The sequence below is a fragment of the Brevibacillus sp. genome, from assembly GCF_003521185.1.
GTDB lineage: Bacteria > Bacillota > Bacilli > Brevibacillales > Brevibacillaceae > Brevibacillus > Brevibacillus parabrevis.
Map to the genome: position 1 here is coordinate 72,633 of NZ_DOTK01000007.1, position 24,909 is coordinate 97,541.

The following is a 24,909-nucleotide window of genomic DNA, read 5'->3' on the forward strand; positions in this document are numbered from 1 at the left end:
TGGCGCAAAAATCAATGCCTAATCTTGTAACCCATCGTCGCCTTGACAGCCTGCTTCCAGCCCTCGTACAACTCCTGGCGTTTTTCCTCGGCCAGATCAGGCACAAACGAACGCTCGACGACTTTGTTGTGCACGATGTCTTCCTTGCTGTTCCAGTAGCCGACAGCAAGCCCCGCCAAGTAAGCAGCACCGAGTGCAGTCGTCTCGTTGACGCGCGGGCGCTCTACTTCTGTCGCCAAAATATCGGACTGGAACTGCATCAGGAAGTTGTTGGCTACCGCTCCGCCATCAACAGCCAGCTTTTGCAGCTTGATCCCGGAATCGGCTTCCATCGCTTCCAGCACGTCACGCGTTTGATACGCCAACGATTCCAGGGCAGCGCGAATCAGATGATCCTCGGTCGTACCGCGAGTCAAACCGAAGATCGCTCCTCTTGCCTCCATGTCCCAGTATGGCGCTCCCAAACCGACGAAGGCCGGAACCATGTATACTCCATCCGTGCTGTCTACTGCCATCGCATGCTTTTCCGAGTCGGATGACTTTTCGATCAGCTTCAGTCCGTCGCGCAGCCATTGAATCGCCGCGCCCGCCACGAAAATGCTGCCTTCCAGCGCATACTCGACTTTGCCGTCTACTCCCCAGGCAATCGTCGTCAACAGCCCGTTTTTCGAAGCAACCGCCTTTTCGCCTGTGTTCATCAGCATAAAGCAACCTGTGCCGTACGTATTTTTCGCAGCGCCCTCGGAGAAGCACGCCTGCCCGAACAAGGCAGCCTGCTGATCGCCCGCGATTCCGGCAATCGGGATCTGCACCTGGAACACTTTTTCATCGGTGTAGCCGTACAACTCGCTGGATGGGCAGACGCGCGGCAGCATCGCTTTCGGAACGTGCAGCATGGCGAGCAGCTCGTCGTCCCACTCCAGCGTGTGAATGTTGAACATCAATGTGCGCGAAGCATTGGAATAGTCGGTCACGTGCACGTTGCCGTTTGTCAGCTTCCAGATCAGCCACGTATCGATCGTGCCGAACAGCAGGTCGCCGCGCTCTGCTTTTTCTCTCGCACCTTCCACGTGTTCGAGCATCCACGCTACTTTTGTTCCAGAAAAATACGCGTCGATCAACAGTCCGGTTTTTTCCCGCACGGTTTGCTCGTAACCTTGCTCCTTGAGCTGGTTGCAAATATCGATGGTCTGTCTGCTCTGCCAAACAATCGCATTGTAGATCGGCTTTCCGGTGTGACGATCCCAGACAACGGTCGTTTCCCGCTGGTTCGTGATCCCGATGCCCGCGATTTGCTCCGGCTTCACGTGATTTTCCAACAATACCGCTTTCAATACTTCCAATTGCGACTCCCAAATTTCCTCCGCGTTGTGCTCCACCCAACCCGGCTTCGGATAAATTTGCGTGAACTCTTTCTGGGCAACCCCGATGATCGCACCGGATTTATCGAATAAAATAGCGCGAGAGCTTGTCGTTCCTTGGTCGAGCGAAAGCATATATTTGTTGTCCATAGCGGCTATTCCTCCTTATAATAGAAGCATCGGATCTTTTCTATTTAGCTACAGGCAGGGTATTTTCCCTGCTTCTTTTTTTATGGGTGAAAACTTCTATATCGTCAATGCGATTGGGAACGCGCCCGGTCTGTCACCAGACGTTCTTTGCCAGTCGCACTTGCTGCATTCGATTTTTTGCTGGCAGCGCCTACGGCTATGGCGATGACCATAAATACAGCCAAGCCTACAACCCCTGTCAAGCTGTGATCAGTGAACGTCCATTTGTAAAAGAACGCGCCGCCCACTGCTCCGATGATCGGACCGACAACCGGAATCCACGCATATCCCCAGTTGGAATGACCTTTGCCATGAATCGGCAGCAGGGCGTGCGCGATGCGCGGCCCCAGGTCGCGGGCAGGGTTGATCGCGTAACCAGTCGTTCCGCCGAGAGACAAGCCGATTGCCACGATGAGGAAACCGACGACAAACGGATTCAATCCTTCTGCAAATTTATTCGCTCCAATCGCCAGAAGACCAAGCACGAGGAAGAAAGTACCTAAAATTTCGCTAAACAAGTTGGCTACTGTGTTTGGAATCGCTGGACCTGTGGCAAAAATCCCCAATTTGGCTGCTGCGTCATCTGTTTCGCGCCAATGCGGGTAGTAAAAAATCCAGACGAAAGTCGCTCCCATAAATGCCCCGATCAGTTGCGCGATGACGTAGCCCGGCACCTGCTCCCACGGAAATTGACCGATGCTGGCCAGTGCGATCGTAAGCGCCGGATTGAGATGCGCGCCGCTAATGCTGCCTACGGCGTAAGCACCGCATGCGACTGCAAGACCCCAGCCGAGCGTGATGACAATCCAGCCTCCATTTTGCGAGTATGCCTTTTTCAAGCTTTGGCCGGCGCATACACCTGCCCCCAAAATGATCAGGATCATCGTCCCGATCAACTCTCCTACGTAAACAGACATGTCCCTTACCCCCTTATTTGGAAAACACCTTGTTCCAAGAGACTGCACATCGCGTCGCGGGCAACCCAATTTCGAAGCGCTTACATTTCGCCCAACTCCTTTGCGTCGTTTATGGAGAAAACAAAAAAGCCAATACTCGCAAAAATGCAGGGCGCTGCCCTCTTTTTGCAAATATTAGCTGATCTCCCAATCTCCACAGCACTATTAACTTATGTCCTACTATATAGTGGACATATAAAATCTGTCAAGAATCCGTTTTCTTTTCAATCGCAGCTTTTTTGGTTCATGGCTGGCTTTGCGCTTCGCACTGCGGCTTGCAGCCTTTTCGCCCCACGCTCCCCGCCCTTAGAAAGCCCGGCAGAAAAAACAGGGGATAGATCAGCAAAAACAAGTTCGGCAACCACCACGACCAGTCGAAGTCAGCCTTGAACGCCCAAAAGGCGATCGCCTGCAAGCCGGAGCACGATGTGAGCACGAGCGAAACGATGGCGAGCGGCTTCCAGTTGTCGCTCCCCCTCCGGTAGCTGTAGAGGCTTGCGAACCCCGTGAGCGAAACCAGCATATCCAGAGGAAAAAAGGACAAGTTCCACGCTACCAGGTTCGGATCGCGATAATCCTGGTACATGTACTCCGCAGGCAACAGCCCGAAAAACACAATCGCCCAGTAGACGATGAAAGCCACATCCGTCAGCCAGAAAAACCAGAACAGCTTGGGCTTCGCTCTGCTCATTTGACCGTCAATCCCCCGTCCTGCTGCGCTTTTGCAGGCTCTTGGGCATGTGCGCCGTCACCGAGATTCAGCAGGACGCAGCCCGCAATAATCAGCCCGACCGCCACCATCTTTTTCACGGTAAAGGCATCCTTGAAGATGATGACACCGATCAGGGCAATAATCGCCGTGCCCAGCCCGGACCAGATCGCATAGGCAGTGCCCACCTCCATCTCTTTGAGCGCGAGGCTCAACGAAGAAAAGCACAGCACGTAAAAAACAAACATCAACACAGTAGGAACCGGCTTGCTCAGCCCTTCCGACAGCTTCATGGAAGTCGTTCCCGCTACCTCCAGCAAAATCGCCAGCAGCAAATACACCCAACTCATTCTCCCTGATCCCCTTTCTCCGCTGACGAAGCCAGCACACCGCCGAGCAAAATATCGATAATCGCGTCCAACGCTTCCGCGATTGTCATCTGGTAGCTGGCTGACAATTGTTGGTCAATCAACTGTTCGAGCGCACCTGTGTACATCAAAATCAGGATGGGCAGCTGCACGCGGCGGAACACGCCTGCCTCGATGCCTTGCTCCAAAAGCACGCGGACATGCTCCCACTCTTCTTGGTAAACCTCTTCAATCATTTGCCACTGCGCAGGATAATAGCGCTTCAACTCGTACCAGACGCGCAAGTCCGTCCTGGAAAATCCGCCCGGCACCAAAGCCAGCAGCTCGCGCATTTTTTCCTGCAAACCGAGGTTTGGATCGTACAAAATCCGGTCTTCTTCGGCCTTCAATTCCTCGATGCTATCCGCAATGATCCTCTCGATGAGCGCTTCCTTGGAGGGAAAACTTGCGTACAGCGTCTTTGTGCTGATTCCCGCCCGGCGAGCCAAATCGGCCATCGTAAAACGGATGCCTCTCGTTTCGATTTCCTGCTGGGCGCATTGTAAAATTCGCTCTTGCATGTTCAGGAAAGCTCCTCTCGAAAACTCAGGAAAATATTTTGTTTTCTATATTTTCCTGTGACTACAACAAGTAGCATACTTGCCTGCTTCCTTGTTGTCAACTTGTCAGCTGTCGCCAAACCACGCCTGGCACAAAGCGGCAATTCCCGATCGAAATGAACTGTCACAGAAAAACATTCCAAATTTCCTACGAAAATGCGCTCTAGCTATTGCTTGAACACTAAGCAAATGATCGAGAGAAGTCTGAACTGATCCGCTAAGTGTAAAGAGTCTTACGAGAAGGCTTACTAAAACACATGTCTCCATTAGCCTAGGAACATATCAACTTCCTTAGAGAGTATGGTTTTGATCCGAAAGAAGTTACTACCTTAGAAACATTGAGACCATTGAACATTCGTATTTTGCAGCTCCCTCATGCGCTAGAAGACTGGAAAAACAAAAAACGCACAGGTACCTAAAGAGGTTTTCGCCCCTAGAACTGTACGCCATAACTGCACTATTGAATTTCCACTTAAAGATGGATCTAAACAGCTCATTACAATGCGCATATTTCGCTGTTTTATTAGTTGGGGTAGTACCAGCGTCGCTGACACCACCCTCAACTTCATCGATTAAACCGGAAATTTGCTACATTTTGATCGAGCCAGGCTTGCATACCACCGTAAAACTTCCAAGCTTAACACTAGAGTCAACTAGAAAAAAAAGTTATTAACGATTCATTACTTATATAGGTAATCATAGTCGACTACAGTACTATAAGTAGTGTCACCTAATTTGACTCTATCAACATCACCACTCCAAGTAGTCACCGGCCCATAAAATTTTCCGTATTTATTCTGCGTTACAGTAAACTTTACAGGACCACGCTCAGATCGATCCCGAATTTCAGTACCAAAATCACTATCGTAAATCGAAGTGAGTACTGCAATACCAGCCATGTACGGCCCCACAGTTGGAATTAAGCCCATGAGATATTCAGCAGCTGCCTCTGCATAGCCTGTATCGTAATTTTTTGCAAATTTACGCGCTTGTGGGGCCATCAAATAAAACTCATAATCTGTTTGCGACCAGTTAGCCTGACTCCATTGAGATTTATGATATATTTGCCTTTTTACTACTACACCAACAACATCTCCTTTTGCTGCTTGAGCAACATTTGAAGAAGCGCCGAATCCTGCAACCCCCACTAACATTAGAGCAAAAGTCATTACCATCGCTAAAAGTCTTTTCATTTTCAACATTTTTACAGTCCCTTCAATTAATTTAGTTTCGAAACAAAAAAGTTGTCATTCCTCCCCTTTCCCGGCAGAAATTAACCTCTTTTTTGTTGCAGTAAAAGGGACTTTTGTTGTTTAATTAAAAGGATGTAGCCCTTTTTCACAACAAGAAAGGGGTTCACGCTAAGCCGCTACCAAGGGTGACTCGCCAAAGTTCTACTTGGTACGGCTTTTTTCTACATTTCTACAGAAATAATTGTAATTTCTTCTAATTTTATCCTTTTTAGTTAATTTTTTGTATTATTTTTATATTTTTAACAATACACATATAATTTTCCATATAAATAAAAAAATGTAAGAGCAAATTAAAATACTCTTACATTTTTTGTCTCCGTTATTCTTTTAAACTTTTTTTATCCTGAAAAATCCAGTTACCCAATGAGTTACTATGTGAACTATTATGGAGATTAAATATATCTTAAGAAAACTATACTCTTTTAACCATTCAATATTTTGACTATACGCAAGAATAAAAAGAATTATCAGACATAATATTGAAGCGCACAAACTAATTAGATATCTTCTTTTCATATGGTTAGACATTAAAGCATACCCCCATAAAATTACTTTTAAGCTTTTGTAAATTCATTAAAAATTACAATTCCCGACTTTACCCTATCACTTAATTTATATCTCCAAAAAAGTGCTATTTCGATGGCGTTGATAAGCGCGTTCTACATTAGTGAGAGGCTTCTCTTTTAATTAGCCTTCAGAACGTTTTTTAAGCCATTCATTTACTAATTGAGGGCCAAACAAGTTTTACGTGCCGACAGTCTATAAACTGGCATACCTTGTTAAATGTACCTCGTCAGTGTTGCTTTAGAAATTCCCAAATAGTCCATGACCTCATTTGATTTGAGATACTTTTTTTCAATCATTTGCTATTTCATTTCCCCCTCCACGCCAAAGGGTTTTACATACACAAAAGGATTAAATTGGTATTGATTTAATTTTATGTGAAGGCTCAGTAAAAATCAACAAAGATCATAAACAATCAATCATTACCTCATTTTCACTCAACTCGTACCTGACGCGCAAATCCGTCCTGGAAAATCTGCCCGGCTGGCCAAATCGACCATCGTATCCCGCTTGCTTGTTGTCAACTGTCGCCAAACCACGCCTGGCACAAAGCTGCAATTCCCGGTTCGATCTGGTCGAGGGCAATGCCTGAGAAGCCGAGGAAAAATTCTTTGGGCATGTCCGCAGGCGGCTTGAGCCATGTAAAAGCCGCAGAAGACGCCCGCACTCCCGCCTGAATCGCCAGCCGTTTCAGCTCTTCTTCCGACCGCTCGCTGTAGACGCGCAGCAATACGTGGAATCCGGCATCTGCTCCGATCACTGCGGCCCGCTCGCCAAAATGCTTTTGAACGGCGGCGAGCAGGGCATCGTGCTTTTTCCGGTACAGGCTGCGCATTTTGCGGACGTGCTTTTCCAGATGGCCGTTTTGCATGAATGCTTCCATCGCGCGTTGATGCAGCCGCGACGCTGACTGCTCCAGCAAAGTGTCGCGCAGCAAGGTGTAGTAGACATCCAGCAAGGAGCTTGGCAAAACGATGTACCAGATGCCGAGCGCAGGCGCCATGACTTGCGCGAAGCCGCCCATGTAGATGACATTATTTTGCGGCAACAGCCCTTGCAGCGCAGGAATCGGCCTGCCGTGGTAGCGAAACTCGCCGTCGTAGTCGTCTTCGATGATGTACCCGTTGACGTTTTGCGCCCACTCCAACAGCTGCAACCGCTTGGAGACAGGCATGATCATCCCGCGCGGATATTGGTGCGAGGGAGAAACGACGGCGAGCCGCACCTGCGACTCGTACAGCTCGGAAACATCGATCCCGTCCTCCGTGAGTGAAATCGGCACCGTCTCATATCCATGCTGGCGGAATGTATTGGCATAGAGCAGGTAGCCCGGATTTTCCACGCCGATGCGCTCCAACTGCGGCTTGAGCATCAGACAGATGAGCGAAAGCAGCCCGAACTGATCGGCTCCAACGACGATTTGATCCGGCGAACAGGTTACTCCGCGATACCTGTGCAAATAATCGGCGATTTGCCGACGCAGCCCCGGCTCGCCCTGCGGATCTCCATAGAACAAATCTTCTTCCCGCGCCGGGCACAGTAGTTGATTGTACAATCGGCGCCAGAGCGTGTACGGAAAAAGAGAAAAATCGTTTTGCGACATATGAAAATCGTATTGGTAGTTTCGTGCATCACGCACAGTCGGTCGGTTCCATCCTAAGTGTTCATGCTGCCTTTTTTCTTTTGGCGAAAATTCGGGATCGGGCAGCTTTTCCACGAAGTAGCCGCTGCGCGGTCTGCTCTGAATGAATCCTTCGGCGAGCAACTGCTGGTAGGCCATTTCTACAGGTGTCGTGCTCAGGCCAAGCGAATCTGCCAGCTTGCGGACGGAAGGAAGGCGAACTTTCTCCGCCAGCCTGCCCGCAATGATTTCGTTTTTGATATACGTATACAGCTGCACATATTGCGGCTCGTTTGTCGCTTCATTCCATTTGGGTGTCAACAGCAGCATCGTGTATGCTCCCTCATCTGTCCTTTTGTTTTTTAGCAAACTGCGCATTTTCAAGTATACACTTGTCCACTATGCTGTTAAAAAGCGAATCTGGCAAGGAGGACAGCAAACATGTCTACTCATAACGAATACAGCGCCCCCGTCCGTTTTCTGGAGGGACAGCGCGTCTATCTCCGCCCTTTTGGACAGGACGATGTGGACTTTTACTATCATTCGCTCTACAGCAGCGATACACGAAAACTGACAGGCACGCAAAAGCACTTTACCCGCGAGCAGATCGAGCAATATTTTGAGAGCAAAAGGCAAGATTCTGCCAGCGTGCTGCTTGCGATCGCCTTGTGCGAAAACGATGAGGTGATTGGTGACGTTCAGCTAGGCGATATCGACACTTTCAACCGCAACGCCTACATTCGCATTGCCATCCATCAACCCGCCTACCAGAGCAAAGGCTACGGCAGTGAGGCGCTGCTGTTGATGCTCGACTACGGGTTTGGCATTCTCAACCTGCACCGGATCGAGCTGAACGTATTCGCCTACAATGACCGGGCGATCCACACTTATGAAAAGCTCGGCTTCCAGCGCGAAGGCGTGCAGCGTCAAGCGCTCTTTTACAACCATGCTTATCACGATTCGATCCTGATGTCCATGCTGGCTGAGGAGTATCGGGGGAGATATGTTAAATAAAACGGCAAGACCCTCCAATCAGAGGGTCTGTTTTTCATTAAACGGTCATGAGCGTTTTTTAGCGGCTGTTTTGTTTTGTGCAGGATTCATCTACTTGCTGTTGAAACGTGAAAAGATCGTAAATATTATAAAATCAAGCGTATCTGGCAGAAAAGGAGCTTTTATGAAAAGGAACTTCCTTGTCTCTATCTTTTTGACGCTGCTTCTTCTGACTCAACTGAGCGGATGCAGTAACGAAGCAGCCTCTTTTCAACAAACCGACAGTGCTGTGACGGAAGTGGGGGAAGCACTAACCTTTGTCTTTGACTCAAAAGAATATGATTTACCCATCAATCAAATTCAAGTCCTGCAAGATTATTTGAACGAGTACACCCCCGAAGAGCAACGGATTGAAATTGATCGGATTGTCGTCAAGCCACTCTGGTCGGGAACAAACGGGTTGTTTGCCGATGTGGCCTACGCCTGCGGCACTAAATTATGCAGTCATATTCTGGTCCACCTACAAGGCGACAATGTCAAAAGTCTTCCGTTAGAACCTTCCAGCATCTTTCAGCAAGCGATTTTATCGCCTGACGAAAAGTACGCAGCGATCCTCCTTGGCAGAAACGAGGGGAATGAAGTGATTCGGCATCATCTGTCGATCATCGATTTGAGGAAGCTGGAGCTGCTTCCGATCCACAAAGCCGAGGAAAAACTGCAACCGCTGCTATCACCGGAGTCTTTTGAGCTGCCCATCACGGATTTGGCATGGGTCGACGGGCACACGCTGGAAATATCGGTACCGATGCTGACTGATTTTTCGTACGAAGCGGTCGCCAAATGGTTCAAGGAAGACGGGCCAGTAACGAAGCTTCGTTTTGACATAGAAAACTGAGAAAAGGCCTCCCCCGGTTTGGGAAGGAGGCTGGTTTTTTTATCGGAAAGCTACACTTTTTAGCTAATGCTTCTGCTGATCCCGTAGTCGCTGTTTACCTGATAGCTGCTGTTTTACCCAGTAGCTACTGCTTACCGATAGCTGCTGCTTTCCCGACAGCTACTGCTTCCCCGACAGAGCCTACCATTATTGCGCTATTTACATTTCTTCCCGCTCATCCGACCAATCCAAAAACCCGGACAAAAGGCTCTCCTGCTCCGCTGCGCTTCCCTGTACCTTCGCTTGCAGGCGGTCGATCCGTTTTTGGTACGCAGCTGCTTCGGACTGGGTACGGTTTCGCAGCAAGGTGCCCCGCTTTTTCCACTGCTCGTAAGCTTGCCGCGTATAGCGCAATGCTTTTTCCGCATCGCCCAGCTGATGCTCGCACAGCTTCGCCGCCTCGATGTACACCTCTTCCGGGACATAGCCGGACGACGCTATGCACGCTTCCCAGACCGTCAATGCTTGCTGCCAGTTCTTTTGCTTTTTGTACAGATGGCCGATGGCGAGCTTGGCCCGGTTGCTCCAAACATGGTCGCTATCCGCAACCAGGCGGTATCCCGCCATGGCCGCTTCCTGGTCACCCAGTGCATCGTACCATCTGGCAATTTCAAATCGTTCCGCAACAGAAACGTCGCTGCTCGGCTGATCCGCCAACAGCCGGGTCATGTGAATGTAAAGCGTGATCAGCGAGAGAACGTCTGTCTCGTTGTGCCGCAGCACCCCTTCGATCACGTCAGGGTCCTGCGAATGCAAAAAGTCAAAGTACCGCACAGGAGCCAAAAAGCCCGGCAAATCATCCTCGCGAAACACGTCCAGCTTTTCCTGCTCGATGATTCCCAGGCGACACGATTCCAGCTCAGCCTTCCACAGCCTTCTGGCTCCGTGCAGCAAGTCGAGATGACCGAACGTCGGCAGGGCAGGAACTTGATCGCGCACCAGCGTATGCCTCGTCCGCACCTGCGGCCAGTCGAACGATTTCCCGTTGAACGTCACCAGATGCGAAGACTTTTGCGCCTGTTCGAGAAACGACTGGTACAAAGTCGCTTCCGCATACGGAGCCGGAAGGAAATGCTGGCGGACGATCACTTCTTCCCCTTCCAGACGACTGTAGCCAAGCAAAAAGACGGCATTCCCGACGCCGCCGGACAGCCCGGTTGTCTCCGTATCAAAAAACAGCAGCTCGTCCGCTTTTTTGCCCGCTGCCGACAACGGATGCTGTCGGCCGGAAGCTTCCCAGATAGCGATTGCCTCGTTCAACTGGGCAAACGTGTACGCCCCGTGGCGCTGCCCGATCGGATAGCGAACCTCGCGAATCATGACATGCTCGTCTTCCCAAAAGTAGGGGAACGCCTGCATTCTGCTCCATTTGTCTGCAAAAGGAATCGGCAGTTTCCCTGCTTGTGCGGGAATGGCAGAAAGTGATTCTGAGTCAGCGGGACTTGATGCGGTAACTTCTTCCTCTGCGGACATCTTAGTCGTTTTTGGTGCTCTGGCTGATTCTTCGGTCGTTTCGAACGCTCCAGCTACTTCAGCCGATGCCTTAGCCGCAACGGACACTCTGGTTGCCTCTGCTGACACCTCGGCTGTTTCGAGCACTCCGTCTGCTTTGGCCGACACCTCGGCTGTTTCGAGCACTCCGTCTGCTTTGGCCGCCAATCCCGCAGCCGACTGCCCCTGCGCTTCCTCAGCTGCCCTCGCTGCGGCGGACGACGCCCTTTTTTCCGAATCCAGCGCCATATGTCCCTTCATCCGTTGCAGCTTGGATTTAAGAGACATATGTGCTTCCCCCCTGAGCGATGCGCAGCAAGGTCATCGCCAGCTCCTTGCTGCCGTCATCAGTCGCCCCGACGCAGGAAGGACAGCCCGAGGTACACGCACAAAAGCTGATCAGCCGCTGCGCCTGCGTGAGAATCGTCTCCATTTCCTTGTACACTTGCTCGGATAGCCCGATGCCGCCCGGATAGCGGTCGTACAGGAAAATCGTCGGTTCCTGGGAATGCACCGCCTTGCGCTGGGGAATCACGTGCAAGTCCATCGGGTCGCACATGACAAACAGTGGCGCCACGTGCTGCAATACGTGGGCCAGTCCAACCAGCCCCCGCTCCACGTCCTCCGTCCCGATCTCCGCAAGCAGCGAGTCGGAAAAACCGATCCACGCCGCGTTCGTGTGCAGCTCCTCCTCAGGCAAATGAATCGGCCCCGAACCGATATTTTCATGCGTCTCAAACTTGATTTTCTTGAAAATCGTCGCCATGGCGTGCACCGAGACTTCGCCGTAGGCAACGACACTCTGCCCGTGGTGGCGCGTCTGGTCCTGCTCCAGCACTTTCAGCTGCACGGCCAGATTGGCGTCTGTATAATAGTCGACCTGCACTTCCCGAACGTACGCTTTCTTTTCCTCGTAGTCCAGCTTCTCCACCTGGTACTGCGTTCCCTGGTGCAAGTAAATCGCTTCGTCATGCAAAAGCGTCATCGAGCTGAACCGGTCCATTTCCCCGATGACCCGCTCGTTGCCGCGCTCGCTAATATCGATGATGACCACGTTTTCCTGCGATGCCGAGCGCAGGCTGATGTTGTGTGCCGGGAATGAATCGTTCATCCAGAACCATTTGCCGCGGGAGTAGTGCAGCACTTGCTCCTCGGTCAAAAATTCCAGCACTTCCGTGATTTCCGCGCGGCCGAACGTATCCCCTTTGCTAAAAGGCAGCTCGTACGCCGCGCATTTCAGATGATCGACCAAAATAATCAGGTTGTCAGGGTTGATCCGTGCCGTCTCCGGACTCCGATCGAAAAAATACTCGGGGTGGGCGATCACGTATTGATCCAGCGGAGTCGAGCTGCCGACCATAATGACCGCCGACTCGCCTTGCCGCCTGCCTGCCCGTCCCGCCTGCTGCCACGTGCTCGCCACCGAGCCTGGATACCCGGTAATGACGCACGCCTGGAGCTGTCCGATGTCCACCCCAAGCTCCAGCGCATTCGTGCTGACGACCCCCATGATGTCGCCATTGCGCAGGCCGCGCTCAATCTCCCTGCGCTGACTCGGCAAATAGCCGCCGCGATATCCTTGAATCGTTTTCGGGCCGAGCTTGCGCTTGATCAGCTCCTGCAAATACGTCAGCAAAATTTCCACGCGGACGCGGCTGCGCGCAAACAAAATCGTCTGGATGCCATTGGTCAAAAACTGCTCGGTAATGTCCCGCGCCTCCAATGTGGCGCTTCGCCGGATGTTCAGCTGACGGTTGACCACTGGCGGATTGTAGAACACAAAATGCTTGATTCCCGACGGCGCGCCGTTGTTATCGACCAGCTCTACCTGCTCCTCTGTCAACGCTTCCGCCAGCTCTCGCGGATTGGCGATCGTAGCCGACGTGCAGATGAATTGCGGCGTGCTGCCGTAAAAGGCGCAAATCCGTTTCAGGCGGCGAATCACGTTGGCGACGTGGCTTCCAAAGACGCCGCGGTATGTATGCAGTTCGTCGATGACGATGTATTTCAAATGCTCGAAAAAAGAAACCCATTTGGTGTGATGGGGCAAAATGGCTGAATGCAGCATGTCCGGGTTGGTGATGACGATGTTGCCCGCTTTGCGCACCATTTGCCGGATGTTGGCAGGAGTGTCGCCATCGTACGTCTCCGACTTGATGGCCAGCCCCATTTCGCCAATCAGCTCGTGCAGCTCCGCTTTCTGGTCCTGGGCGAGCGCTTTGGTCGGAAACAGGTAAAGCGCGCGGGCTTGTGTGTCTTCGGCCAGCGTCTGCAAAATCGGCAGATGGTAGCACATGCTTTTCCCCGATGCGGTCGGCGTGACAGCCACGATATGCTTGCCTCCGCGCACATGGCGAAACGACGTCTCCTGGTGCGTGTACAAAGAAGTGATCCCTCTTCGCGTCAGCGCATCCTGAATACGCGCATCCATCTCCTGCGGAAACGGAACCGCTTTGGCCTCGCGTGCCGGAATCACCCGCCAGTGGGCGATATTGTCCCGAAAACGCTCGTCTGTTTTCAACTGCTCCAAAATACTTGCCATATCTTTTTTCATCTTCACCAGGCTCACCTTCTTGCCCTTATTCTACGAATGGACGTTCGGGATGTAAACCCCTATAGCTGTTTTGGCCGAAGCGACTTTCGCGAGAAACATGCAGGCAGGACGGGAGACTCTCCCCCTTGGCCCGCGCAAAAGAAAAAGCTGCCAGATAAGCCTGGCAGCTTCTGTTCTTGCATCCTTATTTCTTCGCCTTGCCGAGAATCTCGAAAATGACTTCGGCGTTGTGCGTATTGTCGATCAGTCCGGCAAATTGCTCTTTGCCTGGGCCGTAAGCGTATACGTTGACATCTTCTCCCGTATGTCCGCCTGTTGTCCAGCCAGTGAAGGTGCGCTTGTCAAAAATCGCTTCGATAGCGTTGTCGATATCCACCTGCTTTTTGGTGGCAGCCGCTTTGTTCACGGAAGCAATTTCTTCCGGAGTCAGTTGCAAATCAATGTACTTTTTCAGCGTTTCTTCTACGTTTGCGCCTTTGGCGATTTCGGCAGAAATGAAATCAGGGGTGCGCTTCGCCGCTTTGATCGGCCCTACCAGGAAGTTGTACTCCTCTTTCGCCCCTACAGACAAGCCGCCTGTGGAGTGGTCTGCCGTTGCGACAACCAGTGTGTTGCCGTCTTTTTTCGCGAAATCGATCGCTGCTTTGAACGCTTTTTCAAAGTCTTCCATCTCGCTCATCGCGGCAACGATGTCGTTGTCGTGACCAGCCCAGTCAATCTGGCTTCCTTCTACCATCAGGAAGAAGCCGTCCTTGTTTTTGTTCAGTCGCTCGATTGCCGCTTTCGTCATGTCCTCCAGCGAAGGAGACTTCTCCGTGCGGTCGATCATTTTGTCCATTCCGCCTGTTGCGAACAAGCCGAGAATTTTGTCATTTTTGTCGCTCAAAAGCTCTTGTTTGGTCGTGACGTAGCTGTAGCCGTCTTTCTTAAACTCTTCCGTCAAGTTGCGATCTTTGCGTACAAAGTTGTTCAGACCGCCGCCGAGCAACACGTCGACGGAATGCTTGCCGTTGATTCGCAGATCGTAGTAGTCGTTTGCGATCGCGTCCATGTTTTTGCGGCTCTCATCGTGCGCACCAAAAGCCGCAGGGGTCGCATGCGTAATCTCCGAGGTAGCTACCAGTCCAGTAGATTTCCCTACTTTTTTGGCCCGTTCCAGCACCGTCTCTACTTCCGATTTGTCGTTGTCGACCGCAATCGCGTTGTTGTACGTCTTCACGCCGGAAGACATGGCAGTCGCCGCAGAAGCCGAGTCGGTGATGTTTTGCTTTTCGTCCTCGGCATAAGTCATTTGCGCCCCGACCAAATATTTGTCAAACTCGGTCGGCTCCATCACAGTAGTCTTCGGGTCGTCTTTCATGTAGCGGTAAGCAGTTGTATAGGACGTACCCATGCCGTCACCGATCAGGAAGATAATGTTTTTAACTTGGGCGTTGCCCGCTTTATTTTCTGCCGCCTTGACCAGACCGGGAGTGCCGCCAAACAGCGCCGTCGTCAGGGCCAGAGAAGAGATGACAGCTACTGGGACAAGCTTTTTCGGGAATGTACGAAACATTTTGTACCTCCTGCAAATAGGAATGTTCATAAGCATGTCACCAATCATAGTCTTCTTCTGTTGAGATAGGACGGGCTTTGTGTAAAGAAATGTAAGGGATTGGTAAAGGCTGCGTTAACAAATGGGTAGTGCCTGGTCTTGGCGAAAACGCCGCTGTTGTCCCGGCTGTCGGCAGACCCACGGCTTCCCGCGCCCCTTTTTATGCGTGGTCTACGGCAGCGAAAAAGCCTCCTCGAATGCCCGCTCGACCTGCCCGGCCTCCCGCGAGACGGCGAACAGCGCGAATCTGTCTTTTGTTTTCCACACATGCTCTTCCACGAGAGTCGCCTCGTCCGGACGATAGTCGCTGAATTTGACCAGTTGCGCCTCGATGCGTTTTTGCACGTTTTCCTTGATCGCCCCGAGATCAGCCGCGTCCTTCACCTGCAAGACGAGAATTTCGTCTGCCCGCACATTCGACTGTGACGTTAGCAGCATAAAGCCCTCGACCTCCTCTGGCGCGATGTGGTAAAGCTTTTGCAGCTTGGCCGCATCGCCTTGCTTCAACTCGGATACGTTCACGGCTTGGCTGATATGTTCGGCGATTTCCTCTATCGTCGGGGCAGCTTCCTCGCGCTCCGCATCGGAGCATCCGGCAGTTGCCATCACCAGCGCGGCGCAGGCAAACAGTGCCGCCAGCCACTTCCGGGCGCCTTTGCCCCAGATCAAACTTGTCATTGCTTTTCCCTCCCGTTTATTGCCCTTGTCCTGCCAAAGCGAGGATGGACGGATCTTCCGCAAACGTCTGCACATTGTAGAGCAGCAGCATGTCGCTGTACTGCTGCTCGCGGGCGAGCCGGGAAACATCTCCCTCGTAATAGCGCAGGTCGACGACGGCGATTTCCGCAAAGTGCGGCACGAGAAACGGCAGCAGGCTGTTGGCATACGAGTCTTTGACGACGAGCAGCTTCCTTTTCGCCTGATTGTCCGAGCGAATGTGGAGCAGGCCGTGGTTGCCGCCGAGAAAGACGGCGTACTTGTCTTTGCGCTTGAGCTGATCCAGCTCGTACAACGAATGGGACTGCCGCTGTTCGTCCACGAACTCGACGCTGTACGTTTGCGCCGCGCGCGGAACATACAGTTCGATGCTGTCCGGCTGCACATGTCTGTAGCCGCTTTTGGAATAGAGCGAGCCGTAAAACGCGTCCGACCCTGTCTCTATCCGAAAGTCTTCCTCGTCCTGCGGTTCCAGGCCCATTTGCCTTGCCAACGTCTGGTAGGCATAAAAAGCGCCCTTCGTCGTCCAGTGATGGTCTGTCTTGTAAAAAATCGCCTGTTTTCGCTGCGCAGTCAGCGCCGGATACACATCTACAAACGCAATTCTTTCGTCCAGAAGCTGCCTGATCTCGTCCCGATAGGCAAGCTCTCCGCTGCCAGAGACGTAAGGCGGCAGCTTGTCGGTCAGCACGCTTTGCGCTGTCGGGACGAGCATCACGTATGTGCGCAGGCTGGGCACTGCATCAGCAAACGCCTGGATCGCCGCGGCTTTCGCCTCTGCGTCGCCGGGCGCGGGCGGCGTGAATTTTTGCAGCAAAAATCCGTCCCGCCCCAGGTAAACGCCATGCCGCTCCACTTTGCCCAGCGCGCTCTCCACTTCCGAGCGCAGCCCGACCCAAAACTCACGGGCCGCAAACTGGTCGGCGACGTACTTCTCCACCTCGGTCGCGAGCTTTCCTGTGACCAGACTGTGCACGGAAAACGCCGGGAGCTGCTTCAAGCTGCGATTTTCCGCTTCGGAAAACGACTGGTCGGGCGCGAGCAAGTTCCAGCCGAGAATCCCGCCGGTAAAAACGACCAATAGCAGGGCGACCAGAGGCCCTTCCCACGGATTGGCTTTGTTCACAATCACCACATCCTTCAAAAACGAAAATATAAGAAAGGATTGTACGTCTCATCGACCAAAAAAGCCGTAGACAGCAGCAACAGCCCGACATGCACAGCCGCCGCCACAGCCCCGCCCAGCAAGTGCCGCCTGTCTCTGAGCAGCGCTGCTGCCTTTTCTGGAAGCGGCGTCGAGCAAATTGCCAGCACAAGCAGCAAGAGCCAACTCGTCGACCAGTAGTAGAGCGCCTGGTCGTCCATGAAGCCTTGTCCCGCAAAGCCGAACATCGCCCGCAGGAACTGCCAGGCCACAGGCAGGCTCGCGCATTCGAAAAATACCCAGCCGATCAGCACGACCACAAGCGTGTAGACGTGCCCGACAGCGGCATGCGCCTTTTGCAGCAAGCGCAGGAGCAGCCATTTTTCCAGGATGATGAACAGCCCGAAATACAACCCCCAGATGACAAAGTTCCAGCTTGCTCCATGCCAAAGTCCGGTCAAAAACCAGACGGCCAGCAAATTCGCAGACTGCCGCAACAGCCCCGCGCGGTTGCCGCCAAGCGGAATGTACACGTACTCCCGGAACCAGCTCCCTAGCGAAATGTGCCATCTTCGCCAAAACTCCGAAATGCTTTTGGACATGTACGGATAGCGAAAGTTTTCCATAAAGTCAAAGCCGAACATTTTCCCCAGTCCGCGCGCCATATCCGAGTAGCCGCTGAAGTCAAAGTAAATCTGGAAGGCAAAGGCGACGATGCCGAGCCAGGCGAGAAAAGTCGTCAGCTCGTCGGGCGGCGTCACTTTCACGTCAGACCACAACAGCCCGATGTTATTGGCGAGCAGCACTTTTTTCGCCAGTCCTCTGACCAACAGCGCTGCCCCTTCGCCGAATTGCCCGAATGTCACCGTGCGGGCGACAAGCTGCCTGGCGATATCGCCGTATTGAATGATCGGTCCCGCCACGAGCTGCGGAAACATCGCCACGTACAGCCCGAAGGACAGCATGTTTTTTTGCGCGGCTACCTTGCCCCGGTACACGTCCACGATGTAGGACATTGTCTGAAACGTATAAAAGGAAATACCGACAGGCAGCGGCAGCTCTGGCACAGACAACGAAAGCCCCAGCCACTGGTTGAGGTTGTCTGCGACAAACCCGGCGTACTTGAAAAACCCGAGCACCCCCAAGCTCCCGGCGAGCGAGAACAAGAGAATCGCCCTGGCTACTCCCCTTCGCTCCCTGAACTTGTCGAGCAATAAACCATTGGCATAATCAAACGCCGTGGAAGCGAGCATGAGAAACACGTACACAGGCTCGCCCCACGCGTAAAACACCAGGCTTGCCACGAACAACACCGCATTTTTCAGCCGCGCAGGCGCTATATAATAAAGCAGCAATGTAAGCGGCAAAAAGTAAAAGAAAAACAACAGACTGCTAAAAACCAACGCTCGTTCCCTCCCTGCCCGCAACGCTCGGCAGACGCGCCTGTCAGTTCAGGCGGTCTTTCAAGTAATCGAGCAGCAGCCTGTAGTATTTGCCCTTGAAGTGAATCCCGTCTGTATCGTACAAGTCTTCGTTGCCAGCAACCAGCGGAGACACGTCGACGAACTCCACGCCGTACTTGGCCGCCAGCTCCTGCAACCCTTTGTTGTACGCTGCAATGTTGCGATAGCGCGGCTCCTGTTTCTCTGCCTCCGCCGTTACGGGAGTCACGGACAAGATCGTCAGCTTCGCCTGGGGCAGCTTTTCCTTGAGACTGTCGATCAGCTTGGCGTAATGCTTGTACGAATAGCTCACGGGATCGTCTGTCGGCCAGAGGATGTCATCTGATCCCAATTGGATGAAAATACGCTCAGGCTTGCGCTTGGCGATCTCCTCGACATCCTCCAGCGCAAATTCAGCCGTTTTGCCTGCCCCTGCCGCTACATTCGCCTCATCCAAAACATCGTGGAAGGACAAGCCTTCCGTGATCGAATCGCCGAGAAATACGCTTGTTTGAAACAACGACCGATACGTCGGCTCCGCTGTCTGCCCTGCGGCTGTTCCCGCGCTTCCTCGCTCGGCAGGCTTGGGCTGCTCTGCCTGTTGATTTCCGCATGCGGCAAGCGACAACCCGATGCTCCCTGCCAGCAACATGACCAAAGCTTGTTTTTTCATGATTCTCTCCCTCTCTTTTTGAAAATGACGCGCAATGCGCAATGCAATGCTTGCCTTGTCTACCCAAAGAGCGTACAGGGCCGAGATCAAGATCAGATGCAGAACAAATCGACGCGGCGTAAAAAATGGATAAAAACGACCAGAACAAAAAAGCGCAGAAACGTGTTCTGCGCTTGAATGCTATTCGTTTTTCGGGAGCAGGAAGAAAAACTCGACGCCTTCCTCCGTATTGCACACGCCGAACGGCACGTCATGCAGCTCCAATATTTTTTTGCAAATAGCCAGCCCGAGTCCGGTTCCTCCCGTGGAACGCTGGCGGGACGGCTCTCCGCGGTAAAAGCGATCCCAGATTTTTTCCAGTTGTTCCTCGGGAATACGGCTGCCTTTGTTTTCGATGCTGACCCGTGCCATCCGGCCCTCGTCGCGGATGGACACGACGACGACTTCCCCTTCCGGCGTATAGCGAATGGCATTGGTCAAAAAATTGACGACGACTTGCTCGATGCGCAGTTGATTGGCGACTGCCACAACAGGCACAAGCTGTTTGTGCAGATGCAGTTGTTTGCCCTCGATGTCCGGGCGCAGCTTGTCGCAAACCTGCTCGATCACCTCGTGCAGCGCAAACGGCTCCCGCTGCATCTTGTACGTTCCTGATTCGTACTTCGCCAGTTCCAGCATGTCGATGATCAGCAAGTCCATCCTGTTCACTTCTTTTTCCATCGCCTCGAAGTAGTAGTCCTTTTTATGGCTCGCGACCCCGTCCTTGACGATCGACAGACAGCTCTGGATTACCGACAGCGGCGTTTTCAGCTCATGCGATACGCCTGCGATAAATTCCTTGCGCGTATGCTCCAGCTGCTTTTCTTTTTCGATATCCTGTTGAAGCTGCTCGATGTAGGCGTGCAGCCGCTCCGAGAGCTGGTTGATGCTGCGCGAGAGGTCGCCGATCTCGTCATGGGAGACGACGGGAATTTTCTCGGAGAAATCAAGGCTGGCCATCTTTTTCGTCGTCTGGTTGATCGCAAGCAGCGGACGGGCAATTTGCTTCGAATAGTAGAAGGAACTGAGCAGAATGAGCAGGAGCACAAACAGGATGAGATACACGTAGTAATCCTCGATCATGCTGATCGCCTCATCTACAGGCTGCAACGATGTCATGGCAAAAAGGTAAATCGGCTGCTCGTTCGCGTAATGCACAGGCTGGACGAACAATTGGTACGAGATCGCGTTTTCTGCGACCTGATACGTCAGCGGTCCTGCTGGCTTCGCCTTTTCCGGATTCACCAGCAAGTCCGCCTGAAACTGCTTGATCCGGTCGACAAAGGCCGGATTGCTGTACAAAAAGCGCGGCGTTTCCCCCTGGTCCGGGAGGTGCGCCTGCGTGATGGTCCCGTAGAGCAGCCTATTCGGAAATGCTTCGCTCTTCTCGGCTGGATTGGGGTTTTTCGAGATGATCTCGTGCTCTTTTTTCACAAAATATTTGTTCTCGAACCAGACTTTGTCGTACTCCACTTCGAGCCGATACGGAACCAGCTCCTCGCCGCTCTGAAACACATCGATGGCGACCATCTCACCCGGACGCAGGAAGCGGCTACGCTGGTACAGGTCTTCTGCGTTCAAGAGGCCGTACAGCGGAAGGACCAATGTCCGATTGGCAAAAGGGTTGCCCTTTTCCGGGAACAGCCTGACTTCGACGGAAAAATCGGCCGCATCGCGAATGTTGCCGAGCTGATCGAGCGTGGTGACCCATGTGTTGTGCTGGCGGTAAAACTGTTGCTCCAGTTGCCGGACAGCTTCGAGATCGTTGCGCTTTTGGGCGTACTCCTGCTCAAACGCCCGCAAGCTTGCCTGCACGTCCGCGACTTTTTGGTTGATGTAAAACTGCTTGAAAAAAACGGTCTGTCCCACGTAAATCACGGCGAGGATCAGGACGCACAAAGCGGTCGTCCAGATGAACAGTTTGGTGACAACACTGCTTTTCATGCCCGCTCCTCGAACTTGTACCCGGACCGGACAACGGTGACGATACAGGACGCCTTCTCTTCCAGCTTGGCGCGCAAATTGCGAATGTGGCTGTTCACGGTGCGATCGTCTCCGGCAAAGTCGTACCCCCATATTTTCGTAATCAACTGCTCCCGGGACACAATCATGCCTTTATGCTTCAGCAAATAAGCGAGGATTTCAAACTCCGTGTGCGTCAAATCAACCTGCTTCTCCCCGATTGCCACTGTGCGCGAAGAAAAGTCGATCGTGATGCCGCTGCCAGACAGGCGCTCGCCCGCCGGAGCCAAAAAAGCCTCTCTCTCCAGCAGCCGTTTGGCCCGCGCCAGCAAAACAGGCGGGCTGTACGGTTTGGTGACGTAATCGTCAGCGCCCAGCTCAAACCCGAAGAGCGTGTCATCCTCGTCAGCGCGAGCCGTCAGCATAATAATCGGCACACGGGATATTTTGCGGATGCGCTGGCAGACCGACCAGCCGTCCAGCTCCGGCAGCATGATGTCCAAAATTATCAGGTGGACGTCATGCGCCTGAAACAGCGCCAGCGCTTCTTTGCCGTCTGCCGCTTCCAGCACCGCATAGCCTTCGTTTTCGAAGTAATCCTTCATGATTTCCCGCAAAATCGGTTCGTCTTCGACTATCAGGATGTTTTTGTTCATGTCTGTTCTCCCCGTGTCATGTTTACCTGACATGGCTCAATCTTCCGTTGCCATCAGCGCTGACAAGTGATGAATCAGCACGCGCTCTACCTTCGGCCCGTCCAGGCGCTGCGGTTCGAGATAGGCGTGCAGCGCAAGCCCGTCGACCAAGGCGTAGAGCCGCTCTGTCTCCATTTCCTTGTCGATGTTCGCAGGCAGCAGTCCGGACTGCTCGGCATAGTCCATAAGCTTTTGCAAGCCGGGGTAAATGCCGTCATACTGCGCGTCCAATCCGCCCGGCTTATGGCGAAAGTAGGCGGTAAAGGCAAACCAGACCTCCATTTCCGCCATCTTTTCCTGATTGGTAGGCACAAGCTCCAGAATCGTTTTGATAAACTTCTCTCTCGGCGGCAAATCAAGCGAAATAATCTCGCGGATGCGAGCCGTCGCCCTCTCCTTCACGAGCTTCATCGAATACGCCAGCAGCTCATCCTGCGTGCTGAAATAATGCCGCAGCGCACCTAGCGACAGCCCTGCCTCTGCCGCGATATTGCGAACCGTCGCTCCCTCCATTCCCCGCTCGCTGATGACCCGCCAGGTCGCTTCGGCTATTTGTTCTCTTCGTTTTTCGTGATCGATTTGTTTTGGCATAGCTGTATTTTACCAAGCCCGAACGGGACGAGCAATTAAACAATACACTTGTATTAAATAAAAACAGATGATAAAATCTTTTTACAATACATCTGTATTAAAAAGGAGAGCGTGAACGTGAACTGGATCGCGTGGATGATCGTTGCCTGTGAAATTGGTTTTTGGGTCGTGATTGCCCTCGGATTGGCCGTGCGGTATGGCTTGGGAAAAGAGCGGCTGGGGCTTTTCATCCTGGCGCTGACTCCCGTGGTCGACCTCGTTTTGCTGGCCGTGACCAGCGTGGACTTGTACCGGGGCGCGACTGCGACCATGGCTCATGCGCTGGCTGCTGTCTATATCGGCGTGTCGATCGCTTTTGGCAAAGGCATGATTCGCTGGGCGGACGACAAGTTTTTGTCCTATGTAAAAAAGCAGCCACTGGCGAAAAAGCCGAAGCTGTACGGGATGGCTTACGCCAGGTCGTATGCCAAAGGCTGGTTCAAGCACGTCTTCGCCTACCTCATCGGGGCGGGGCTGCTGCTCGCGATGATCTTTTTTGTCGGGGATGCCTCACGGACCGGAGCTTTGGAGCGGGCGATACTGCAATGGGCGGTCGTGCTCGGCATTGACCTTTTGATTACCGTCAGCTTTTTCGTCTGGCCCAAACGGAGCAAAAGCGCCAGCTCGTGACGGTAAAGGTATAACCGTCGACGCCCAGGCAAAAGCCAAAGCCGGGCTGGCACAGATACGATGATGCAGGGACAGCGAAACCAGTGTGCGCGCGGCACTGAGACGCTGTTCTTTTTTGACATAAAAGCCACGCCAATGTCGGGCCGGAGCTTTTGGATGCGCTGCGCAAGCAAAAATGGCCTGTCGGCAAATCCCCCGGATACGGCTACGCTCCGGACAGAAGATAGAAAACCAGCTTCCCTTACCAGATGCCAAACGATTCAGGCTCCACCTTGCCGATCTTGTCCACGCTGGTTTTATCCAGTTCCATCATCAGTTTGGCGAATGTTTCGATTTGCTCGTACATCAGCTCTCCGTCGATTTTGTCTGCCTCGGCATGATCCGGGGCCGTGCACAAATAATCCGGGCCAGGGATGAGCGACACTGTCGGAATCCCTTCCTGAAAAAGCGGCTGGCCTTCGCCAAAATAAATGCGATTGCGCGGGCGCAACAAGACTGTCCGCACCTTTTTCCGTCCCTGCAAAGCTTGCAAGTACAACGCCGCAAGCTCTTTGTTCGCTGTATAAACCAGCTCCGGCGCAATACGGCCTGTCGGCAAAAAGTCTGTCTTGTCCCGATTGTCGCTCCATTCCATGCAGCCCAAATGCTCCAGGGTCAGCCCTGCCACCGCACGGGCGTGGCCCTCTTTGCCGTCCCACAGCTCAGGATGATCGCGCAACCAGCGGGATGTCGCCTGACGATGGTTCAGTCCGAATTGCTCAAGCTGGAAGTGACCCGTCACGAATACAAACAACATCGTTCGTTCGGGCTTCTCCGCTTGATTCCGCAAAAAATGCATCATAGCCAGCATGCCCAGGCCGCCATTTTCCTCGATTCCATTCGGCCCATCCGTATGCGTGTTGACCAGGATGACCTCCTTGTCCGTTTTTCCGGGAACGACTGCATAAATCGTCTCGCTCGCAGCCTGTTCCTGCAAACTGGCGGACAACGTCAACCTCGCTCTCTTCTTTTTCGAGATGCCTTCCAGTAGAGCTTCTCTCGCCTCGCGATCGACCCACACGCCGGGAAGCCCCTGATAGTCATTGCCAAAAGGCAAGTATTGGTCACGCGCATTTGCCGTGGATATATTTCGCCAGATGCCAATCACTGCCAAGGCGCCTGCTTCTTTCGCTTTTTTCAAATCCGGCACGCCAAGAAACGATTGCAAGACCGGATTTTGCAGGAAAAAAGACAGCTTCGCGTCGTCGGGAAACACGGCGCGCTGTTTCATCAAAAGTGTCGTGGGCAAAGGCCACACCGCTACCTCGACGACTGCAACCTTTCCCCGCGCATGCTTGTAGCTGCCTTTTCCTTTGCCGCAATAAACAAGCTCTCCTTCTATTCCTTGCGAAGAAGTCATGCCTGAATACGGATAAATCGAGGCGACGCGGATTTCTTGCTCCGTTCCGTCAGCCGCCAACAGGTGCAGATTTGCTTGCTCTGCCTCCCACTTTTGAAAGTAGTGCCGATCTGTTTCAACTTGATAGCCGATGGCCGTGATTTGTTCCCGCAAAAATTCGATAAAACGCTGATGCGCAGCCGTCCCCGTCAACCTCGGCCCGAGCTGGTTCATGTACGCTTGCCAACCTGCGATTGTCGCGCGATCAGGCAATCCTGCCAAAGACTTGTTCACAAGCACTTCCTCCTTTATGCGCTCTCCGCAAGGTCAGGCTTCAAACAAGCTCTTTGACACGGGCACTGGAAATCCCTTCCACCAAACAAAAAATCCGCCGATGATTGGCGGATGAAAGT

Annotated in this window: 21 protein-coding genes; 3 read left to right on the forward strand and 18 right to left on the reverse strand. The window is 52.8% G+C overall.

Annotated features, from left to right (window positions below; translation table 11 throughout):
• Window positions 1-11: 11 nt before the first annotated feature.
• The 7 genes from glpK to pdxR form a co-directional block, all read right to left on the reverse strand.
• Window positions 12-1,511 (reverse strand): glycerol kinase GlpK, encoded by a 1,500-nt coding sequence (gene glpK, locus DEP07_RS01945; RefSeq protein ID WP_122966391.1) that lies wholly within the window; start codon window positions 1,509-1,511, stop codon window positions 12-14.
• A 104-nt stretch (window positions 1,512-1,615) separates the two neighbouring features.
• Window positions 1,616-2,467 carry an MIP/aquaporin family protein gene (locus DEP07_RS01950; protein ID WP_122966392.1) on the reverse strand — a complete coding sequence of 284 codons (852 nt, stop codon included), beginning with the start codon at window positions 2,465-2,467 and terminating at the stop codon, window positions 1,616-1,618.
• 283 nt (window positions 2,468-2,750) lie between these two features.
• Window positions 2,751-3,197 carry a YvaD family protein gene (locus DEP07_RS01955; protein WP_287102027.1) on the reverse strand — a complete coding sequence of 149 codons (447 nt, stop codon included), beginning with the start codon at window positions 3,195-3,197 and terminating at the stop codon, window positions 2,751-2,753.
• Complete coding sequence (locus tag DEP07_RS01960; RefSeq protein WP_287102028.1) at window positions 3,194-3,565, reverse strand: DMT family transporter; 372 nt, start codon at window positions 3,563-3,565, stop codon at window positions 3,194-3,196. Before DEP07_RS01960 ends, DEP07_RS01955 begins: the two co-directional genes overlap by 4 nt.
• Window positions 3,562-4,143, reverse strand: a complete 582-nt coding sequence (locus DEP07_RS01965) for a TetR/AcrR family transcriptional regulator (protein WP_173596639.1) — start codon at window positions 4,141-4,143, stop codon at window positions 3,562-3,564. Before DEP07_RS01965 ends, DEP07_RS01960 begins: the two co-directional genes overlap by 4 nt.
• A gap of 719 nt (window positions 4,144-4,862) precedes the next feature.
• Entirely contained in the window at window positions 4,863-5,384 is a 522-nt protein-coding gene (locus DEP07_RS01970; protein ID WP_063231731.1) for a hypothetical protein, read from the reverse strand.
• A gap of 1,135 nt (window positions 5,385-6,519) precedes the next feature.
• Window positions 6,520-7,947 carry a MocR-like pyridoxine biosynthesis transcription factor PdxR gene (gene pdxR, locus DEP07_RS01975; protein WP_063231729.1) on the reverse strand — a complete coding sequence of 476 codons (1,428 nt, stop codon included), beginning with the start codon at window positions 7,945-7,947 and terminating at the stop codon, window positions 6,520-6,522.
• 114 nt (window positions 7,948-8,061) lie between these two features.
• On the opposite strand from pdxR, the gene DEP07_RS01980 reads away from it, so the two are divergent.
• Together DEP07_RS01980 and DEP07_RS01985 are read left to right on the forward strand one after the other, a co-directional pair.
• Window positions 8,062-8,634 (forward strand): GNAT family N-acetyltransferase, encoded by a 573-nt coding sequence (locus DEP07_RS01980; protein ID WP_287102029.1) that lies wholly within the window; start codon window positions 8,062-8,064, stop codon window positions 8,632-8,634.
• Window positions 8,624-9,508: a hypothetical protein gene (locus DEP07_RS01985; protein WP_274874389.1), complete on the forward strand. Its 885-nt coding sequence runs from the start codon at window positions 8,624-8,626 to the stop codon at window positions 9,506-9,508. Before DEP07_RS01980 ends, DEP07_RS01985 begins: the two co-directional genes overlap by 11 nt.
• A gap of 198 nt (window positions 9,509-9,706) precedes the next feature.
• On the opposite strand, the gene DEP07_RS01990 is transcribed toward DEP07_RS01985, so the two are convergent.
• The 10 genes from DEP07_RS01990 to DEP07_RS02035 form a co-directional block, all read right to left on the reverse strand.
• Window positions 9,707-11,326, reverse strand: a complete 1,620-nt coding sequence (locus DEP07_RS01990) for a ribonuclease H-like domain-containing protein (RefSeq protein ID WP_429827489.1) — start codon at window positions 11,324-11,326, stop codon at window positions 9,707-9,709.
• Window positions 11,316-13,598, reverse strand: coding sequence for a DEAD/DEAH box helicase (locus tag DEP07_RS01995; RefSeq protein WP_287102031.1), 2,283 nt, complete (start codon window positions 13,596-13,598; stop codon window positions 11,316-11,318). Before DEP07_RS01995 ends, DEP07_RS01990 begins: the two co-directional genes overlap by 11 nt.
• A gap of 178 nt (window positions 13,599-13,776) precedes the next feature.
• Entirely contained in the window at window positions 13,777-15,147 is a 1,371-nt protein-coding gene (locus DEP07_RS02000) for an alkaline phosphatase (RefSeq protein ID WP_122966783.1), read from the reverse strand.
• A 210-nt stretch (window positions 15,148-15,357) separates the two neighbouring features.
• The gene (locus DEP07_RS02005) at window positions 15,358-15,864 is read right to left on the reverse strand and encodes a DUF4358 domain-containing protein (RefSeq protein WP_122966782.1); all 507 of its coding nucleotides are present in this window, start codon (window positions 15,862-15,864) and stop codon (window positions 15,358-15,360) included.
• Window positions 15,865-15,880: 16 nt separating this feature from the next.
• Window positions 15,881-17,029 carry a DHHW family protein gene (locus tag DEP07_RS02010; RefSeq protein ID WP_242774279.1) on the reverse strand — a complete coding sequence of 383 codons (1,149 nt, stop codon included), beginning with the start codon at window positions 17,027-17,029 and terminating at the stop codon, window positions 15,881-15,883.
• 14 nt (window positions 17,030-17,043) lie between these two features.
• Window positions 17,044-18,450 (reverse strand): MBOAT family O-acyltransferase, encoded by a 1,407-nt coding sequence (locus DEP07_RS02015; protein WP_242774276.1) that lies wholly within the window; start codon window positions 18,448-18,450, stop codon window positions 17,044-17,046.
• A gap of 43 nt (window positions 18,451-18,493) precedes the next feature.
• Window positions 18,494-19,162, reverse strand: coding sequence for a GDSL-type esterase/lipase family protein (locus DEP07_RS02020; RefSeq protein WP_242774273.1), 669 nt, complete (start codon window positions 19,160-19,162; stop codon window positions 18,494-18,496).
• A 180-nt stretch (window positions 19,163-19,342) separates the two neighbouring features.
• A complete protein-coding gene (locus tag DEP07_RS02025; protein ID WP_287102032.1) occupies window positions 19,343-21,145 on the reverse strand; it encodes a sensor histidine kinase in 1,803 nt (600 codons plus the stop codon).
• On the reverse strand, window positions 21,142-21,819 hold the full coding sequence (locus DEP07_RS02030) for a response regulator transcription factor (RefSeq protein ID WP_122966778.1): 678 nt from the start codon (window positions 21,817-21,819) through the stop codon (window positions 21,142-21,144). Before DEP07_RS02030 ends, DEP07_RS02025 begins: the two co-directional genes overlap by 4 nt.
• A gap of 36 nt (window positions 21,820-21,855) precedes the next feature.
• Entirely contained in the window at window positions 21,856-22,449 is a 594-nt protein-coding gene (locus DEP07_RS02035) for a TetR/AcrR family transcriptional regulator (protein WP_173598560.1), read from the reverse strand.
• A gap of 117 nt (window positions 22,450-22,566) precedes the next feature.
• On the opposite strand from DEP07_RS02035, the gene DEP07_RS02040 reads away from it, so the two are divergent.
• Window positions 22,567-23,118, forward strand: coding sequence for a hypothetical protein (locus DEP07_RS02040; RefSeq protein ID WP_122966776.1), 552 nt, complete (start codon window positions 22,567-22,569; stop codon window positions 23,116-23,118).
• A 241-nt stretch (window positions 23,119-23,359) separates the two neighbouring features.
• Here the strand turns inward: DEP07_RS02040 and DEP07_RS02045 are convergent, their stop codons facing one another.
• Window positions 23,360-24,790 carry a hypothetical protein gene (locus DEP07_RS02045; RefSeq protein WP_287102033.1) on the reverse strand — a complete coding sequence of 477 codons (1,431 nt, stop codon included), beginning with the start codon at window positions 24,788-24,790 and terminating at the stop codon, window positions 23,360-23,362.
• Window positions 24,791-24,909: the final 119 nt, after the last annotated feature.

Coding starts and splice junctions, on each gene's coding strand:
- glpK (WP_122966391.1), bottom strand. CDS start 1,511: ATGGACAACAAATATATGCTTTCGCTCGACCAAGGAACGACAAGCTCT.
- DEP07_RS01950 (WP_122966392.1), bottom strand. CDS start 2,467: ATGTCTGTTTACGTAGGAGAGTTGATCGGGACGATGATCCTGATCATT.
- DEP07_RS01955 (WP_287102027.1), bottom strand. CDS start 3,197: ATGAGCAGAGCGAAGCCCAAGCTGTTCTGGTTTTTCTGGCTGACGGAT.
- DEP07_RS01960 (WP_287102028.1), bottom strand. CDS start 3,565: ATGAGTTGGGTGTATTTGCTGCTGGCGATTTTGCTGGAGGTAGCGGGA.
- DEP07_RS01965 (WP_173596639.1), bottom strand. CDS start 4,143: ATGCAAGAGCGAATTTTACAATGCGCCCAGCAGGAAATCGAAACGAGA.
- DEP07_RS01970 (WP_063231731.1), bottom strand. CDS start 5,384: ATGTTGAAAATGAAAAGACTTTTAGCGATGGTAATGACTTTTGCTCTA.
- DEP07_RS01980 (WP_287102029.1), top strand. CDS start 8,062: ATGTCTACTCATAACGAATACAGCGCCCCCGTCCGTTTTCTGGAGGGA.
- DEP07_RS01985 (WP_274874389.1), top strand. CDS start 8,624: ATGTTAAATAAAACGGCAAGACCCTCCAATCAGAGGGTCTGTTTTTCA.
- DEP07_RS01990 (WP_429827489.1), bottom strand. CDS start 11,326: ATGTCTCTTAAATCCAAGCTGCAACGGATGAAGGGACATATGGCGCTG.
- DEP07_RS02000 (WP_122966783.1), bottom strand. CDS start 15,147: ATGTTTCGTACATTCCCGAAAAAGCTTGTCCCAGTAGCTGTCATCTCT.
- DEP07_RS02005 (WP_122966782.1), bottom strand. CDS start 15,864: ATGACAAGTTTGATCTGGGGCAAAGGCGCCCGGAAGTGGCTGGCGGCA.
- DEP07_RS02020 (WP_242774273.1), bottom strand. CDS start 19,162: ATGAAAAAACAAGCTTTGGTCATGTTGCTGGCAGGGAGCATCGGGTTG.
- DEP07_RS02025 (WP_287102032.1), bottom strand. CDS start 21,145: ATGAAAAGCAGTGTTGTCACCAAACTGTTCATCTGGACGACCGCTTTG.
- DEP07_RS02030 (WP_122966778.1), bottom strand. CDS start 21,819: ATGAACAAAAACATCCTGATAGTCGAAGACGAACCGATTTTGCGGGAA.
- DEP07_RS02035 (WP_173598560.1), bottom strand. CDS start 22,449: ATGCCAAAACAAATCGATCACGAAAAACGAAGAGAACAAATAGCCGAA.